The following is a 15,771-nucleotide window of genomic DNA, read 5'->3' on the forward strand; positions in this document are numbered from 1 at the left end:
TTATGAAAAAAATTACAATTTATACTGGTCCACTTTGTAATTATTGTGATGCAGCTAAAAGATTATTAGCTAGAAACAATGCTCCTTATAATGAAATTAATATTGCAACTGTTGATGGTGCAATGGATGAAATGATTAAGAAAGCCAACGGAAAAAGAACAATTCCACAAATATTTTTTGATGATCAACATATTGGTGGTTACGATGAAGTTAGAGCTTTAGAAAAAGAAAATAAATTACAAGACCTTTTAAAATAGAACGTAATAAATAACCCAAAAAATTAAAGTATATTCAAAAAATTTTTTAAATATTAAGATTTGTTTTTCATTAAATTTTTGATTAATAAATTTTTTTAAAAAATAAAATCCAATATTTACTATTAGAATAGCTATAATAATACTAATTACAGTAAGTTTAATAGAAAAATTTTTGTAACCAAAGTAACAAGCCGCAATTAAAGTTAGCCAAGAAACTTTTGTAATAAAAATTTTAAAAATAATGCCAGCTTTTTTACTAAAAACTGATTGTGTTTTTATAATTGAATATGACCATATAACTCCAATTAAAAAACTTATAAACTTAATTAACATTAGTTTTTTGGTTTAAAAACTAAACAAACACCATTATTACAATATCTTTTGCCTGTTGGTTGTGGTCCATCATCAAAAATATGACCATGATGTGCATCACAATTCTTACAATGATATTCTGTTCGTGCATAACCTAATAAATGATCAGTTTTAGTTTCAAAAACATCTGGTAATGATTGAAAAAAAGATGGCCAACCTGATCCACTTTCATATTTTGTTTTAGAATCAAATAATTTTGTTCCACAGTTAGCACAGTGATAACTTCCCTCACGTTTTTCATTATTAAGTTCACTTGTTCCTGGTGGCTCAGTTCCATCTTCAAACATTACTAACTTTTGTTCAGCTGAAAGGTTTGGATTTTTTTTACTCATTAATTAAAGTAATTTAGCACATGATTGATGCAAAAAAGAGTGTAATTCGACAAGTTTTTCAAAATCTTTATTGTAACCACCACCTAAAACACCACAAATAGGAATACCTTTAGAAAAAAAATTTTCTGTAACAATTTCATCTCTTTTTCTAATTCCTTCATCAGAAATTTTTAATTTACCTAAACGATCATTAAAATGAATATCAACACCAGCAATATAAAAAACATAATCAAAGTTTTCTTGATTTAATTGATTTAAATAAAACTTTAGTATCTTTATATATTGTACGTCTTCCAAATTATCCTCTAGTTCAACATCAAGATCGCTTATAGATTTTTTTGCCGGATAATTCGATTTTGAATGCATACTAAAAGTAAAAACATTTCTATTATCTTTGAATATATCCGCATTACCATTTCCCTGATGAACATCAAGATCGACAATTAAAATTCTTCCTGCCAAACCTCTATCAAGTAAATATTGAGCTGCGACTGCTACATCGTTGAAAACACAATATCCTGCTCCTCCATCAAAATTTGCATGATGGCTTCCTCCTGCTGTATTACATGCAACTCCATATTTTATTGCAAGTTTAGATGCTAAAACTGTTCCACCTGTTGCCACTAAAGATCTTTGAACAACACTATCAACTAAAGGAAAACCAATTTTTTTAATAGTATTTTGATCTAAAGTTTTATCTTTAATATTTTTTATATACTTTTCAGAATGAGCTCTTTTTAACGTCTCATCAGAACAGGGATATGGATTGTGAAACTTTTTAACTATCTTTTTTTCTATTAAATAATTTGCAAGTTCTCCAAATTTATTAATTGGAAATTTATGATCATCACCTATTTTTGCAAAATAATCTTTATGGTTTACTACAGGTAGATCCATTTTTATTCAATAACACGAATAGGTTTACCTTTTACACAAGCCTCTAAAGCTTCAACCATCTGATTATAAAAAATACTATAATTTTCTGTCGTCACATAACCAATATGAGGAGTAAGAAGAGCATTAGGTAAAAATCTTAATTTATTATTTTCTGGTAAAGGCTCTTTTTCAAAAACATCTAATCCTGCCCCTGCTATTTCATTTGTGGATAAAGCTATGATCAAGTCATCCTCATTTACAATTGGACCTCTGGAAGTATTTATTAAAAAAGCTGACTTTTTCATTTTATCCAATTCTTTTAATGTAATACAATCTTTGTATCTTTCTCCTCCTTGAACATGAATAGATAAAAAATCTGAATTTGTTAAAAGATCATCTTTACTGCAAGGCAAGACATCTAATTCTTTACATTTATTTAAATCTAGATTTTCACTCCAAGCCATTACCTGCATGCCAAATGCTTTTCCAATTTTAGCCACTTGTGAACCCACCCGACCAAGACCAATTAATCCTAAAATTTTTCCTTTAAGTTCAACACCAACGGTTGTTTGCCAGTATCCTTGATACATGTTATCAATCTCTTCTTTTAAATTTCTTGCTAAACCTAAGATTAAAGCCCAGGTCAATTCTGGTGTAGGATGAATATTAATTTCAGTACCACATACAATAATTTTTCTTTTTTTTGCAGCTTCTAAATTAATTGCTTTATTTCTTGAACCACTAGTAATTATAAATTTTAATTTATTCAAATTATTAATTAAATTTTCGGTCATTGCTGTTCTTTCTCTCATTATCAATAAAGCTTCAAAATCTGACAGTTGTTCAATTGCGTCTGCTTCATCAATAAATGGTTCACTAAAAATTTTAAATTCATACTTTCCAGATAATTTTTCTAAATCAACAAACTGCTGAGAAACATTTTGATAATCGTCTAAAATTGCAACTTTAAGCATTTTTAATTTCTTTATTTGATAAAAATAAACCTAATATAATTAAAATCGCTCCAATCAAATGAAAAAATTGAAATGTTTCATTATAAATTAATATAGCCATAATAGAGCTAAACAAAGGTATTAAAGATAATGAAATTCCAGCCCTATTAGCACCAATAACAGAAACTGCTCCTGCCCAACAATAATATGACCCTATACTTGGAAAAAGAGCTAAAAAAAATAAAGTATAAACTAAATTAGTATCAAACCTTATCACTTGTCCATTTGATAGCTCATACAAATATTGTGGAAAAACACTAATTAAACCAAAAGTACAAATAATATGGACTAAAGTTAATAGCGGTAAAGTAAATTTCTTTTTCTTTAAAAGAGTTGAATAGACACCCCAAGTTATGACACCTCCTATCATTATTAAATCCCCTTTGTTAAAACTTAGTGAGAGTAAAATGTCTAGTTTGAGTTTAGTGACTATTGCAAGAATACCACCTACTGAAATAATAAGACCTAAAATCTGAAATTTGTTTGTTTTTTCAATTTTAAATAAAAAACAAAGTAAAATTATTATAGCTGGGATAGCTGCATTAAAAAGAGAAGCATTAATGACCTGAGTATGGATTAAAGATAGATATGTAAAAGAATTAAATAAACCAACACTTGTTAATCCCAAAAAAAATAATAAAGGTAAATTTTTTAATATCGTGTCTTTGTATTTAATGATTTCCTTAATAGTAAAAGGTAACAATATAATCCAAACAAGTGACCAACGATAAAATACTAAAGATAAAGGAGGAATTTCTGTAAGAAATGCGTACTTACCTACCATAAAATTACCAGCCCAAAATAAGGATGCACATACCAGCATCACATATGCTTTGATATTTTGCATGAATTAATTAAATCTTATTGAGCTATAAGGATCTAAATTTAAATTAGTGTTTTCTTTAGCTATCATTCCAGAAACAATCTTTCCAGATATTGGTCCCAAAGTCCATCCTAAATGATGATGACCAAAGCAATAAAATACATTTTTATGATTTTTTGATGGTCCCATGACTGGCAAAAAGTCTGGGAGTGTTGGTCTAAAACCTAACCATTCATCTTCGTGATCTGGTAAATCTCCCAACATATATTTTGCATTATTAATTAAATTATTTATTCTCGATTTTGATAAAGGATTTTTTAAACCTCCAAATTCAACAGTGCCAACGACTCTTAAACCTTGCTCCATTGGAGTAATCCCAAAACCTCTGTTGGAAAATATTACTGGCCTACTTAATAGGTGATCACAATTTTTGAAGTGCACATGATATCCTCTCTCAGTATCAAGAGGTATCTTTTCATCTAGTTTATCGGTAAGTTTTTTTGAAAAAGCACCACATGCAATTACAATTTTATCAAAATTATAACTTTCATTTTCAGAGATCAAAATAGGCTTATCTCCATCAAATTTTATATTTTGAATATCTAATTTATAGAATGTTCCGCCTTTTTTTAAAAATAATTCGAAAAACTTTAAAAGAATCTTTCTTGGATTTCGTGCATGTCTTGCATATGGATAATAAACACCACCATGGTAAAATTGTTTTATGTGTGGTTCTAAATCATGAATTTCATCTTTATTTACTAATTGTTGTTTAACACCCAGTTCATCACGTACTCTAATTTCTAATTCACGACTTTTTAAATCTTTATCATTCCAAATATAAAGTATGCCTTTATTTTCAACTAGTCCATCAAGATTAATTTCATCAAATAACTCATCGTATGCTGGTAATGCTAAATCTAAAATTTGATGCATATTTTTAGCGGTATGCATCATTTTATTTTTTGAAGTATTCAAAATAAACTTAATAAACCAAGGTATCATTTTTGGCACATAGTTCCACTTGAGAGCCAGAGGACCTGTTGAACTCATTAACATTGCAGGAACATCTGCAAGCACATCAGTTCTATTTAATGATAAAGATGCATAAGGAGAAAAATGACCAGCATTTCCATAGGATGCCGCTGGACTTCCTGGCTCTTCCCTATCAAAAACTGTTACATCAAAACCTTTTTTTTGAAGAAACAAAGCATTTGAAATTCCTTGAATACCAGCCCCAACTATACCTATTTTTAAATTATTCTTCATAACTTTGTATATAATTTTTTTTTAAAATAATTTAGGTGACAAATTATACTTAAGCAATTGCTTGTTGATTGTGAACTCTTGCACTCATTACTATACCAAATCCGATCATTGTTGCTAACATGGAAGAACCGCCATAAGACATAATTGGTAATGGTGAGCCAACTATAGGCAGCAAACCGAGAACCATACTCATATTAATTGTTATATAGACAAAAATTGCAGCTCCGAAACTGTAGCAGAAAATTTTTCCAAAAAAACTTCTTGACGATGCTCCTATTGCAATAATTCGATAAATAATGATTGCATAAATCAATAGAAGTATTACTGAACCGACAAAACCAAACTCTTCAGAAAAAAGGGTGAAAATAAAATCTGTGTGTTTTTCTGGTAAAAATTCTAAATAACTTTGTGTTCCTTTTAAAAAACCTTTGCCAAAAATTCCTCCCGAACCTACAGCTATTTTAGACTGAATAATTTGATAACCCGCACCCAATGGATCGCGGTCTGGATTTAAAAAAGTTAGGACTCTTAATTTTTGATATGGTTTTAAAAAAGCAATTATAAAAGGAAGAGAAATAACAAATCCCAACATTGTGTAAATAAAATATCTATTGTTTATTCCAGCAAACCATAATACTGCAATACCACTGATAGCAATAAGTAATGAAGTTCCTAAGTCAGGTTGAACAATTACTAAACCCATTGGCAATAAGATAATTATCAACGATGTTAAAATTGTATAAATTGAATTTACATTTTCTAATTTCATTCGATGAAAATATTTAGCAAGACACAAAATTATAAAAATCTTCATCAACTCAGAAGGTTGTAAATTAATAAAATATAAATCAATCCATCTTTGAGAGCCAGATGATGTAATCCCAAATAAAAATGTCCAAATCAATAAACCCACAACTGCAAGATAAGAAAGATAACCAATCGAAAACCAAAACTTAATATTAATAAATGAAATTATTATCATCATAATGGTAAATGTAATTAATTTAGTAAAATGACTTTTGGTATGAAAAAGTATTTTTCCACCGTCTGTAGAATACATCGTTGCTAAACTAATAAAACCTAATAACAAAATACAAGATAACAATATGTAATCAAAATTTTTGAATTTTTGAAAAAAACCAAAATTATTATTACTTAATCTTGTGTGTTGATACATTTAAATCTCCAAATATTTCTTTTTATTAATCGTTTGTCTTAATGTATGTCGATCGATTATTAATTTGAATAATTTCTTTGCCATCGGAGCAGCTGTCGTACTTCCATTTCCTCCATGCTCAACCAAAACGCTTAGTGCGTATCTTGGATTAATATATGGACCATATGCTATATAAAGCGCATGATCCCTTTCCTCATATGGTATTTCAAAAGTTTTTAAATCAAGTTCCCTATCTCTTTCTGTAATTTTTTTTACCTGCGCTGTTCCAGTTTTGCCTGCAAATTGATATTTCAAATCATCAATTCTTGATCTGTATGACGTTCCCATCACTTCATTTGTGGATCCAAACATTGCATCCTGAACAATCTTTATGTTTTTAGAATTTTCATACAAGGGAGTGAATTTATCATCTGGTTGATTTTTATTTTCTTCATTAGCAATTATTTTTGGATAAATCTTATATCCTCCATTAGCAATTTGTGCGGTCATTAAACATAATTGTATTGGAGTAGTTTGGATGTAACCTTGACCTATACCTGTAATCATTGTTTCTCCTAACAACCAGCCTTTTCCTAAAGCATTTTTTTTCCATTCTGTGTTTGGAATTAAACCTTTTTTTTCAATGTCAAATAAATCCCCAAATACCTTCTCTCCTAAACCAAATTTTTTTGCTGTTTGACTTAGTTTGTCTACACCAAGTTTTCTTGCTATTTCATAAAAATAAGTATCACAAGATTGTTTCATTGCGTTTCTAAGACTTACGAATCCATGTCCCTCTTTTTTCCAACAATGATAAGTTTGTCCGTACATCTCAGTCTTACCAGTGCACTTGACGGTAAAATTTGTATTTATAATTCCATTTTCTAATGCTGATAAAGCTACAATTGGTTTGATTGTTGAGCCTGGAGAATAATTTCCTTGCAAAGTTTTGTTTACTAAAGGTTTCATTGAATCATTTCGTATAATCTGCCAATCATCTTTACTAATTCCAAAAACAAATAAATTTGGATCAAAAGAAGGTGAGGAATGCATAGCAATTACTTCTCCAGTAAAAATATCCATTACACAAATTGAGCCAGCTTGATCTTTAAGTAATTCATTTGCTAATTTTTGAACCTCTACATCTAAAGTTAATTTAAGCGTTTTTCCTTTTTCACCCTTTTGAAACTCTAGTTGACTAATCCTTCTTCCATAAGCGTTTACTTCGTATCTCTCAATATCATTTGTTCCTATTAAGTCTTTTTCATAAGATTTTTCTAATCCTACTTTTCCAATTTTTAATCCTGGAACAAAATTTTTCTTTATTGATTCATTAGTTTCAATATCTTTTTCATTTGCCTGACTTACATATCCAAGTACATGAGTAAAATTATCTCCATAAGGATAATTTCGAGAAATAGATATAACTGGCTTAACACCATTTAAATCATAAAGATGATTGTTAATTTTTGAAAACTTATTCCAACTTAAGTTGTCTGCAACAATTAATGTTTCCCATGGTTTTATTTCATTTTTCTTCTTTAATACTTTCTGAAATTCTTTTTCTGATAATTCTAACAAATCTTTCAACCTATAAATTACATACCTAAAATCCTCTACCTGTTCAGGAATGACATGAAGCTGATAAGCCTCAAAATTACCTGCAATTACATTTCCAAAATAATCATGAAACTCTCCTCTTACAGGTGCTAACTTCCACTCCCTAATTCTGTTTTTGTCTGAAAGAGTTAAATATTTTTTATTTTCTTTAACTTGTAGAAAAAATAATCTACTGACTAGACCAATCATTATCAAAAATTTTAAAGAACCAGTAATAAACATTCTTCTATTGATTGAGCCAATTTTTTTTACATTATCACTCGAAGAATTAATCATTTACACCTTTTAAGTAATATTTAAAGATATTGAAAAAAACTATATAAAATAAAAAAGTAAAAAAATTATTAATTAAGTAATTTTCTAAAATTAAAGTGTAAGAAAAAAATAAAGTTAATATTGAATAATTAATTGAGTTTATAAGACTAATTATAAATAAGAAAAAAAACCAATCTTTAATTGGATGTGGTCTAATTGTTATATTCCTTAAATAAGATGTTGAAATACAAATAATCATATAAGACAAACTACTAATTCCTAACGGTAAACCAACCACTGTGTCATTTATTAATCCAGCCATAAATACTAAGAAATAATCAAAATGTTTAAAATCTTTTAAGCTAAAGAAAAAAATCAAAATGAAAGGAAAATTAAAAGAAAAATATTCAAGATTTAGATAATTAAAATCAAATTCGTTAAGTACAGATACAAATAAAATTAATATAGGAAGCCAAGAGTAAATTTTTGAAAATGTTCCTTTAGAAGTTAAACTAGCCATCAATTTAATCTCCCTTTATTTAAAACACAACTTTTGTATTCTTCACTTCCAACAATATAACCTTTGTTATTAAAAAATGATTTTCTACATTTGTGTCCGTAGTCTAAATTCAATCTTAAAAATTCCAATTCATTTTTATCTATATCAAATTGGCTTATAGTTTTTTCTTGAGTGGAAATCTCATCATTTAAATTCAAAATCCTATTACTAAGGTTATTAATTTCATTTCTTAGACCTTCGTTTTCTTCTTTAAATTTAAGATTAGATTCCTCAATAATTTTTAATTCATCTTCTAAAATCTTTAATTTAGCTTCTAATGTATTGTTAGTGTTATTATCATTTTCATCTACATTATTCCCATTTTGAATTATATCTGTTTTGGTGACGACTTCAGCAAAGACATATTTAAGTTGGGAAAAATCACTGTAAAACTCTACAGTGTATTTAGTGGACGAACCGTCTTCTAAAGATCTTAATTTACCAATTGGAATGCCACTCTTAAATATTGCACCAGTGCCAGATGTATAAACTATACTATCTCCAATTAATTCTTCTTTGAGACCTGCCTTAATGTATTGAATTTGTCCATAATCATCCCCTGCACCTGTAACAATTGCCTGAATATTTTGTGGTGCTATGGTTACTGGAACATTTGAATTTAAATCAGATAACAAAAGAACTCTTGAAGTTTTAAAATTAACTTCAATTACTCTTCCTACCAAATAAGCTTGATCATATATATTTGTTCCTATTTTAATATTATCTTTGCTCCCTTTGTTAATTATTATACTTTTTAAAAAGGGACTATTGTGATCAACAATAATTTTTGCCAGCACCTTGTCTGAACTTGACACATAATCATTTATTAGTTCTTTTAATTCTTTATTTTCGTATTGTGTTATTTCACTAGATACATAATTTGATTTAAGATTTTCAAATTCATCTTCAATTTTTTTATATTTGTTATAAAAAGTTGTATATTCTGTTACATCTAAAAAAGTGTTTTTGATTAAATTTTCAGGGATGGATACAACAAAGGAAGATCTATAAACAACTTCACTAATTGCAATTTTTAAATATCTTACTATCCTGAAATCTAAACTAGATAATAAAATAATAAATATTGATATAAAAACTAAAGTTAGTAATGAAAACTTTTGTTGAGTACTTTTTTTTAAAAAAGCAGATCGAATAGCTATTATAAAGTCATCTCTGCTTGAGGCCATTACTCTTAATATTCAGTCAACATAGTCGAGAATGTTTGTTCTTGATCTAAAGCTTTTCCTGTTCCAACAGCAACACAAGATAAAGGATCATCTGCTATATGAACTGGTAAACCTGTTTCTTTAGAAAACCTTCTGTCTATATTTTTCAATAATGCTCCACCACCAGTTAATGTTAAACCCATATCAACTAAATCTGCTGATAACTCTGGAGGTGTGCTTTCTAATGCATCTTTAATTCCATTTACCATTTCTTTTAAAATATCATTTAAAGCTTCTGCTGTATCTTCCTCTGTAATGTTAACTTCCTTAGGAGTTCCTGATCTTAAATCTCTTCCTTTTACTGCATAAGTATTATTGTTAGTTGGAATTGCTGTTCCAATTTCTTTTTTAATCTTTTCAGCAGTACTATCACCTATCATTAAATTATATTCTTTCCTCATATAATTTACCATTGCAGCGTCCATAGCATCGCCTGCTACTCTTAATGATTTTGAATAAACTAAGCCTCCTAAAGACATTACTGCAATCTCACTTGTACCACCACCAATATCAACTACCATTGAACCAGTTGCTTCAGAGATTGGAAGATTAGCACCAATAGCAGCCGCAATCGGTTCTTCAATCAATTGAACTCTTCTTGCTCCCGCAGCTAAAGCACTATCTTGAATAGCTTTTCTTTCAACTGGTGTTGAGCCAGTTGGAACACAAATTAAAATTCTAGGATTTGCAAAAGTGCTTCCTTTATGAACTTTTTTAATAAAATGTTTAATCATTTCTTCAGTAACAATAAAGTCAGCAATCACACCATCTCTTAAGGGTCTTATAGCTTGAATATTACCGGGAGTTCTTCCTAACATCGTTTTTGCTTCATCACCTACTGCTAATACTTGTTTTTTTCCACCTTGATCTACAATTGCAACAACAGACGGTTCATTTAAAACTACCCCTTGTCCTTTTACAACAACTAATGTGTTAGCAGTTCCCAAATCAATAGCCATGTCTTGGCTCCAAACTTTTTTAATTTTATCAAATAATCCCATTTAAATTCCTCTAACTCTCTCTTTTTCTTGCTCCATCATTGGAGCTGTTTTGTCTCTTTTAATAATCATCTTATTCAAAGCAGCAATGTATGCATTTGCTGAGGCGACTAATGTATCCGTATCTGCTGCTTGGCCAACTGTTGTTTTGCCATTTTCCTCAATACGAACACTTACTGTCGCTTGGGCGTCGGTTCCTTCCGTTACTGCATGCACTTGGTATAGCTGCAAGTTAACATCGTGCGGATATAAATTTTTAATACATTTGAAAATAGCATCAACAGGTCCATCTCCTGTTTCAGATGCTGATTTAATTTGACCATCTATATCTAATTTCATCTCAGCTTTTTGAGGCTCTCCAGTTCCAGCAAAGACTTTTAAAGATTTTAGTACAATTTTATTAGCTTTATTATCAATTACTAAACTATCATCAACTAATGCAATAATATCTTCATCATATATATGTTTTTTTTTATCTGCCAAAATTTTAAATTTTCCAAATGCATTTTCTATTACATCATCTGTCAAGTCAGCATAACCTAGACTAACTAATTTATCTTTAAAAGCATGTCTGCCAGAATGTTTTCCCATTACTAAAGATGTTTGTTTTACTCCAACACTTTCAGGTGTCATAATCTCGTATGTATTTCTATTTTTAAGCATTCCATCTTGATGAATTCCTGACTCATGAGCAAAAGCATTTTTACCAACAATTGCTTTATTATATTGCACTGGGAACCCTGTTACATTGGATACCAGTTTAGAAGCTTTACTTAATAATGTTGTATTAATTCCTGTTTCATAAGGCATTAAATCATTTCTTGTTCTAATTGCCATTACAACTTCCTCTAAAGCTGCATTACCAGCTCTTTCACCAATACCGTTTATTGTACACTCAATTTGTCTAGCTCCTGCTTGTACTCCTGCTAATGAATTTGCTACAGCTAAACCTAAATCATTATGACAATGTGTAGATAAAATAGCTTTATCTATATTAGGGACTTTGTTTAATAATGTTTCAATAATTTTTGTAAATTCAGATGGAACTGTGTATCCAACTGTGTCTGGTATATTAATTGTTTTAGCTCCAGATTTAATGGCAAGTTCAACAGTTTTACACATATAATCCATATCAGTTCTTGTTCCATCTTCACATGACCATTCAACATCATCAGTTAAATTTCTAGCGTATGTCACATGTTCTTTAATGGAATCATAAACTTGTTCTGGAGTTTTATTTAGCTTGTGCTTCATATGAAGTGGGCTGGTAGATATAAATGTATGTATTCTAAATCTTGGAGCATGTTTTAATGCTTCATAACATCTGTCTATATCTTTTTTTGAGTGTCTAGCTAATCCACATGGAATCGATTTTTTTAAAACTTTACTAATTGCTGATACCGCTTCAAAATCTCCTGGGGATGCAATTGGAAAACCTGCTTCGATGATATCAATACCCAATTCATCAAATACTCTTGAAATTTGAATTTTTTCTTCAAGACTCATCGATGCACCTGGAGATTGCTCACCATCACGCATTGTTGTATCAAATATAAAAACCTTATCTTTTTTTGCCATAATTATAAATTTTTGGAAAATCTATATTACAATCTCTATTAGAAATTGCAAAATGTTTGTGAGAATTTATAGATTAAATTAGCCCTTATCACTATCAACTAACTTTTTTTTACCAATCCAAGGCATCATAGCTCTCAAATTTGCACCAACTTTTTCAACTGGATGCTCAGCTAATTTTGCTCGAGTTGCAAGAAAGTTTTTTTGTCCATTTTTACATTCTTCCATCCATTGCTTTGTGAATTTTCCTGATTGAATATCTTCTAAAACTTCTTTCATCCTTTTCTTAGTTTCCTCTTTATTTACTACCCTTGGTCCAGACTCGTATTCTCCATATTCAGCTGTGTTTGAAATAGAATAATTCATATTTGCTATTCCACCTTCATATATTAGATCAACAATCAATTTAACTTCGTGGACAGTTTCAAAGTAAGCCATCTCCGGCTCATATCCTGCTTCTACTAAAGTTTCATAACCATTTTTAATTAGTTCAACAAGCCCACCACAAAGAACAGTTTGTTCGCCAAATAAATCTGTTTCAACCTCATCTTTAAAAGTAGTTTCTATAATTCCAGATCTTCCACCTCCGACTGCAGAAGCATAAGACATTGCAAGATCTCTTGCTTTACCAGAACCATTTTGATGAACTGCAAATAAACATGGTACTCCACCACCTTTTTCATACTCACTTCTTACTAAATGTCCTGGTCCTTTCGGAGCGACCATAAAAACGTCAAGATCTTTTCTAGCTTTGATTAAATCATAATGAACATTTAACCCATGAGCAAAAGCAATCGATGTACCTTCTCTTACTCTTTGTTCAATATGATTCTTATAAATAGATGCCTGTAGTTCATCAGGTGTTAGAATCATAACAACATCTGCCCATTCAGCTGCATCAGATAAATTCATAACTTTTAAACCTTTAGACTCTGCTTTTGGTATACTTGAGGATCCTTCTCTTAATGCAACTACAACTTCTTTTACACCGCTATCCCTTAGATTTAATGCGTGAGCATGTCCTTGACTTCCATAACCAAAAATAGCGATTTTTTTATCTTTAATAAGATTAACATCTGTATCTTTTTCGTAAAACATTTTCATAATTTTCTCCTTACTATTAATTAAAAATTTTATCTCCCCTCGTCATTGCGACTGCTCCAGTCCTAGATATGCTTACTAAACCAAATTTTTTTAAATTTTTTGCCATTTTATCTATTTCTCTTCTTAATGCAGTAATTTGAATAACATTTGATTTTTTTGTTTTATCCAATATTACAGCATTGTACTTTTTACAAGCATTAATAGCTTTTTTAATTTTACTTGAGTTTCCTACAACTTTAAATAAAGCCATTTCTTTAAAAATTACACTTTTATCATTTCTTTTAAAATCAGCTACTTTATGTACAGGAACAAGTTTCTTTAATTGTAACTTTATCTGATCTATTACCTGAGGTGTTCCAGTAGTAACAATTGTTATCCTTGATATATTTCTTTTTGCATCAACTTCAGCAACTGCTAAAGACTCGATATTATAACCTCTTCCTGAAAATAACCCCACAACTCTTGCTAAAACACCAGCTTCGTTATCTACCCAAACAACAATTATATGTGTATCTGATTTTTCTTTTTTTGACGAAACACTGTATGCTGATTTCGGATTTGCCATAACTAAACTAGCGCTTTACCTTTGCCCGTAATTTTATTTTCTTCTTTTTCATTGGGTCCAAGTATCATTTGGTTATGAGGTTTGCCTGATGGAATCATTGGAAAACAATTCTCATTTGGATCCACTCTACAATCAAAAATTACTGGTCCATCAAAATCAATCATTTCTTTTATTTTTGCATCTAATTCATTTGGTTTATCAGCTTTAATTCCTTTACATCCATAGGCCTCAGCCATTTTAATAAAATCAGGTAAGGCTTCTGAATAACTTTCTGAGTAGTTCTTTTCATGTAATAATTCTTGCCATTGTCTAACCATTCCCATGTATTGATTGTTCAAAATAAAAATTTTAATTGGTAAGTTATATTGAACTGCAGTTGACATCTCTTGCATAGTCATCAAAACTGAAGCTTCTCCAGCAATATCTATAACTAATTTTTTTGGATGAGCTATTTGTACTCCCACTGCTGCTGGCAAACCATAACCCATTGTTCCCAATCCTCCTGAAGTCATCCATCGATTGGGTTTATTAAATTTATAGTGTTGCGCCGCCCACATTTGATGCTGACCTACTTCTGTCGTAATAAATGTGTCTTTATCTTTTGTAATTTCGTAAAGTCTTTGAACTGCATGTTGTGGTTTTATCGTTTCATCACTGTTTTTAAAGTGTAATGAATTTTTTGTTCTCCATTTTTGGATTTGTTCCCACCACTTAGAAATTTTTTGTTTGTTTGATCTTTTCAAATCAATATTTTTCTTTTTCAAAGTTTTATTTATCACCTTAAGTACTTCCTTAACATCTCCAACTAATGCTAAATCTACTTTAATAATTTTGTTTATAGATGAAGGGTCAATATCAATATGAATTTTTTTTGAGTTTGGAGAAAACTCATCAATTTTTCCTGTTATTCTATCATCAAATCTAGCACCAATATTTATTAATAAATCACAATCATGCATCGCATTATTTGCTTCATAAGTTCCGTGCATACCTAGCATTCCTAAAAATTGACTATCATCACCTGGGTAAGCTCCAAGTCCTTGTAAAGTTGAAGTTATTGGAAAACCAGTCATCTCAACCAACTCTCTTAAGACCTCACTTGCCTCTGGGCCTGAATTAATCACTCCACCGCCAGAATAAATTATTGGTTTTTTAGATTTATTCATCAAATTAATTAACTCATCAATATCTTTTTGTGAAAAATGATTTAATGACTTTCCGTTTAATTTTTTTTCTGCTTTAGGTTTTGAATAACTTATTTTTGCAAATTGAATATCTTTAGGTATATCAACTAAAACAGGTCCAGGTCTTCCTGTAGTTGCAACTCTAAAAGCTTCATGAATGGTTTTTGACAAATCTTTAATATCTTTTACAAGCCAATTATGTTTTGTACATGGTCTTGTAATACCTGTCGTATCACATTCCTGAAAAGCGTCCGTACCAATTAAATGTGTTGGCACCTGACCTGAAATACAAACTAATGGAACGGAATCCATGTAAGCATCTGTTAATGCTGTTACTACATTAGTAGCACCAGGTCCTGATGTTACTAAAACTACACCTGGTTTACCAGATGAACGAGCATAACCTTCGGCTGCATGTCCCGCACCTTGTTCATGTCTTACTAAAATATGTTTAATTGAATTATGATTTTTTAATTCATCATAAATTGGTAAAACTGCTCCGCCAGGATATCCAAAAATAAACTCAACATCCTGATCCTCAAGACATTTGAATACTATTTCAGCACCTGTTAATAATTTTGACATTC

16 protein-coding genes are annotated in these 15,771 nt (G+C 30.0%); 1 reads left to right on the forward strand and 15 read right to left on the reverse strand.

Annotation, left to right across the window (positions count from 1 at the left end):
* The first annotated feature begins 2 nt into the window (after window positions 1-2).
* Window positions 3-257 carry a glutaredoxin 3 gene (gene grxC, locus ACTTAV_RS06125; protein WP_440670917.1) on the forward strand — a complete coding sequence of 85 codons (255 nt, stop codon included), beginning with the start codon at window positions 3-5 and terminating at the stop codon, window positions 255-257.
* Here grxC and ACTTAV_RS06130 read toward each other — a convergent pair.
* The 15 genes from ACTTAV_RS06130 to ACTTAV_RS06200 all read right to left on the reverse strand — a co-directional run bounded on the left by ACTTAV_RS06130 (window position 249) and on the right by ACTTAV_RS06200 (window position 15,769).
* Window positions 249-590, reverse strand: a complete 342-nt coding sequence (locus tag ACTTAV_RS06130; RefSeq protein WP_440670919.1) for a hypothetical protein — start codon at window positions 588-590, stop codon at window positions 249-251. The two genes, grxC and ACTTAV_RS06130, sit on opposite strands and share 9 nt — an antisense overlap.
* The gene (msrB, locus tag ACTTAV_RS06135; protein WP_440670920.1) at window positions 590-961 is read right to left on the reverse strand and encodes a peptide-methionine (R)-S-oxide reductase MsrB; all 372 of its coding nucleotides are present in this window, start codon (window positions 959-961) and stop codon (window positions 590-592) included. The genes ACTTAV_RS06130 and msrB overlap by 1 nt, the downstream gene beginning before the upstream one ends.
* A gap of 3 nt (window positions 962-964) precedes the next feature.
* Window positions 965-1,858: a histone deacetylase family protein gene (locus tag ACTTAV_RS06140; RefSeq protein WP_440670922.1), complete on the reverse strand. Its 894-nt coding sequence runs from the start codon at window positions 1,856-1,858 to the stop codon at window positions 965-967.
* Between the two features lie 2 nt (window positions 1,859-1,860).
* Complete coding sequence (locus ACTTAV_RS06145) at window positions 1,861-2,811, reverse strand: D-2-hydroxyacid dehydrogenase family protein (protein WP_440670923.1); 951 nt, start codon at window positions 2,809-2,811, stop codon at window positions 1,861-1,863.
* Window positions 2,804-3,697 carry a DMT family transporter gene (locus ACTTAV_RS06150; RefSeq protein ID WP_440670924.1) on the reverse strand — a complete coding sequence of 298 codons (894 nt, stop codon included), beginning with the start codon at window positions 3,695-3,697 and terminating at the stop codon, window positions 2,804-2,806. The genes ACTTAV_RS06145 and ACTTAV_RS06150 overlap by 8 nt, the downstream gene beginning before the upstream one ends.
* Window positions 3,698-3,700: 3 nt before the next feature.
* Complete coding sequence (locus ACTTAV_RS06155; protein WP_440670925.1) at window positions 3,701-4,942, reverse strand: NAD(P)/FAD-dependent oxidoreductase; 1,242 nt, start codon at window positions 4,940-4,942, stop codon at window positions 3,701-3,703.
* A gap of 49 nt (window positions 4,943-4,991) precedes the next feature.
* Window positions 4,992-6,119: a rod shape-determining protein RodA gene (rodA, locus tag ACTTAV_RS06160; protein ID WP_440670926.1), complete on the reverse strand. Its 1,128-nt coding sequence runs from the start codon at window positions 6,117-6,119 to the stop codon at window positions 4,992-4,994.
* Window positions 6,120-7,994 carry a penicillin-binding protein 2 gene (gene mrdA, locus ACTTAV_RS06165; protein ID WP_440670928.1) on the reverse strand — a complete coding sequence of 625 codons (1,875 nt, stop codon included), beginning with the start codon at window positions 7,992-7,994 and terminating at the stop codon, window positions 6,120-6,122. It lies immediately after the preceding gene.
* Window positions 7,987-8,493, reverse strand: coding sequence for a rod shape-determining protein MreD (locus ACTTAV_RS06170; protein WP_440670929.1), 507 nt, complete (start codon window positions 8,491-8,493; stop codon window positions 7,987-7,989). The genes mrdA and ACTTAV_RS06170 overlap by 8 nt, the downstream gene beginning before the upstream one ends.
* Window positions 8,493-9,719 carry a rod shape-determining protein MreC gene (mreC, locus tag ACTTAV_RS06175; RefSeq protein ID WP_440670930.1) on the reverse strand — a complete coding sequence of 409 codons (1,227 nt, stop codon included), beginning with the start codon at window positions 9,717-9,719 and terminating at the stop codon, window positions 8,493-8,495. Before mreC ends, ACTTAV_RS06170 begins: the two co-directional genes overlap by 1 nt.
* Window positions 9,720-9,724: 5 nt before the next feature.
* The gene (locus tag ACTTAV_RS06180) at window positions 9,725-10,759 is read right to left on the reverse strand and encodes a rod shape-determining protein (protein ID WP_440670931.1); all 1,035 of its coding nucleotides are present in this window, start codon (window positions 10,757-10,759) and stop codon (window positions 9,725-9,727) included.
* Window positions 10,760-12,334, reverse strand: coding sequence for a 2-isopropylmalate synthase (locus ACTTAV_RS06185; RefSeq protein ID WP_440670932.1), 1,575 nt, complete (start codon window positions 12,332-12,334; stop codon window positions 10,760-10,762).
* A gap of 78 nt (window positions 12,335-12,412) precedes the next feature.
* On the reverse strand, window positions 12,413-13,435 hold the full coding sequence (gene ilvC / locus ACTTAV_RS06190) for a ketol-acid reductoisomerase (RefSeq protein WP_440670934.1): 1,023 nt from the start codon (window positions 13,433-13,435) through the stop codon (window positions 12,413-12,415).
* A 16-nt stretch (window positions 13,436-13,451) separates the two neighbouring features.
* Complete coding sequence (ilvN, locus tag ACTTAV_RS06195) at window positions 13,452-14,000, reverse strand: acetolactate synthase small subunit (protein WP_440670936.1); 549 nt, start codon at window positions 13,998-14,000, stop codon at window positions 13,452-13,454.
* 2 nt (window positions 14,001-14,002) lie between these two features.
* Window positions 14,003-15,769, reverse strand: a complete 1,767-nt coding sequence (locus ACTTAV_RS06200; RefSeq protein WP_440670938.1) for an acetolactate synthase 3 large subunit — start codon at window positions 15,767-15,769, stop codon at window positions 14,003-14,005.
* Between the last annotated feature and the right edge of the window lie 2 nt (window positions 15,770-15,771).

Source organism: Candidatus Pelagibacter sp. HIMB1483 (assembly GCF_052048135.1).
Classification (GTDB): domain Bacteria; phylum Pseudomonadota; class Alphaproteobacteria; order Pelagibacterales; family Pelagibacteraceae; genus Pelagibacter.

Coding starts and splice junctions, on each gene's coding strand:
- grxC (WP_440670917.1), top strand. CDS start 3: ATGAAAAAAATTACAATTTATACTGGTCCACTTTGTAATTATTGTGAT.
- ACTTAV_RS06130 (WP_440670919.1), bottom strand. CDS start 590: ATGTTAATTAAGTTTATAAGTTTTTTAATTGGAGTTATATGGTCATAT.
- msrB (WP_440670920.1), bottom strand. CDS start 961: ATGAGTAAAAAAAATCCAAACCTTTCAGCTGAACAAAAGTTAGTAATG.
- ACTTAV_RS06140 (WP_440670922.1), bottom strand. CDS start 1,858: ATGGATCTACCTGTAGTAAACCATAAAGATTATTTTGCAAAAATAGGT.
- ACTTAV_RS06145 (WP_440670923.1), bottom strand. CDS start 2,811: ATGCTTAAAGTTGCAATTTTAGACGATTATCAAAATGTTTCTCAGCAG.
- ACTTAV_RS06150 (WP_440670924.1), bottom strand. CDS start 3,697: ATGCAAAATATCAAAGCATATGTGATGCTGGTATGTGCATCCTTATTT.
- ACTTAV_RS06155 (WP_440670925.1), bottom strand. CDS start 4,942: ATGAAGAATAATTTAAAAATAGGTATAGTTGGGGCTGGTATTCAAGGA.
- rodA (WP_440670926.1), bottom strand. CDS start 6,119: ATGTATCAACACACAAGATTAAGTAATAATAATTTTGGTTTTTTTCAA.
- mrdA (WP_440670928.1), bottom strand. CDS start 7,994: ATGATTAATTCTTCGAGTGATAATGTAAAAAAAATTGGCTCAATCAAT.
- ACTTAV_RS06170 (WP_440670929.1), bottom strand. CDS start 8,493: ATGGCTAGTTTAACTTCTAAAGGAACATTTTCAAAAATTTACTCTTGG.
- mreC (WP_440670930.1), bottom strand. CDS start 9,719: ATGGCCTCAAGCAGAGATGACTTTATAATAGCTATTCGATCTGCTTTT.
- ACTTAV_RS06180 (WP_440670931.1), bottom strand. CDS start 10,759: ATGGGATTATTTGATAAAATTAAAAAAGTTTGGAGCCAAGACATGGCT.
- ACTTAV_RS06185 (WP_440670932.1), bottom strand. CDS start 12,334: ATGGCAAAAAAAGATAAGGTTTTTATATTTGATACAACAATGCGTGAT.
- ilvC (WP_440670934.1), bottom strand. CDS start 13,435: ATGAAAATGTTTTACGAAAAAGATACAGATGTTAATCTTATTAAAGAT.
- ilvN (WP_440670936.1), bottom strand. CDS start 14,000: ATGGCAAATCCGAAATCAGCATACAGTGTTTCGTCAAAAAAAGAAAAA.
- ACTTAV_RS06200 (WP_440670938.1), bottom strand. CDS start 15,769: ATGTCAAAATTATTAACAGGTGCTGAAATAGTATTCAAATGTCTTGAG.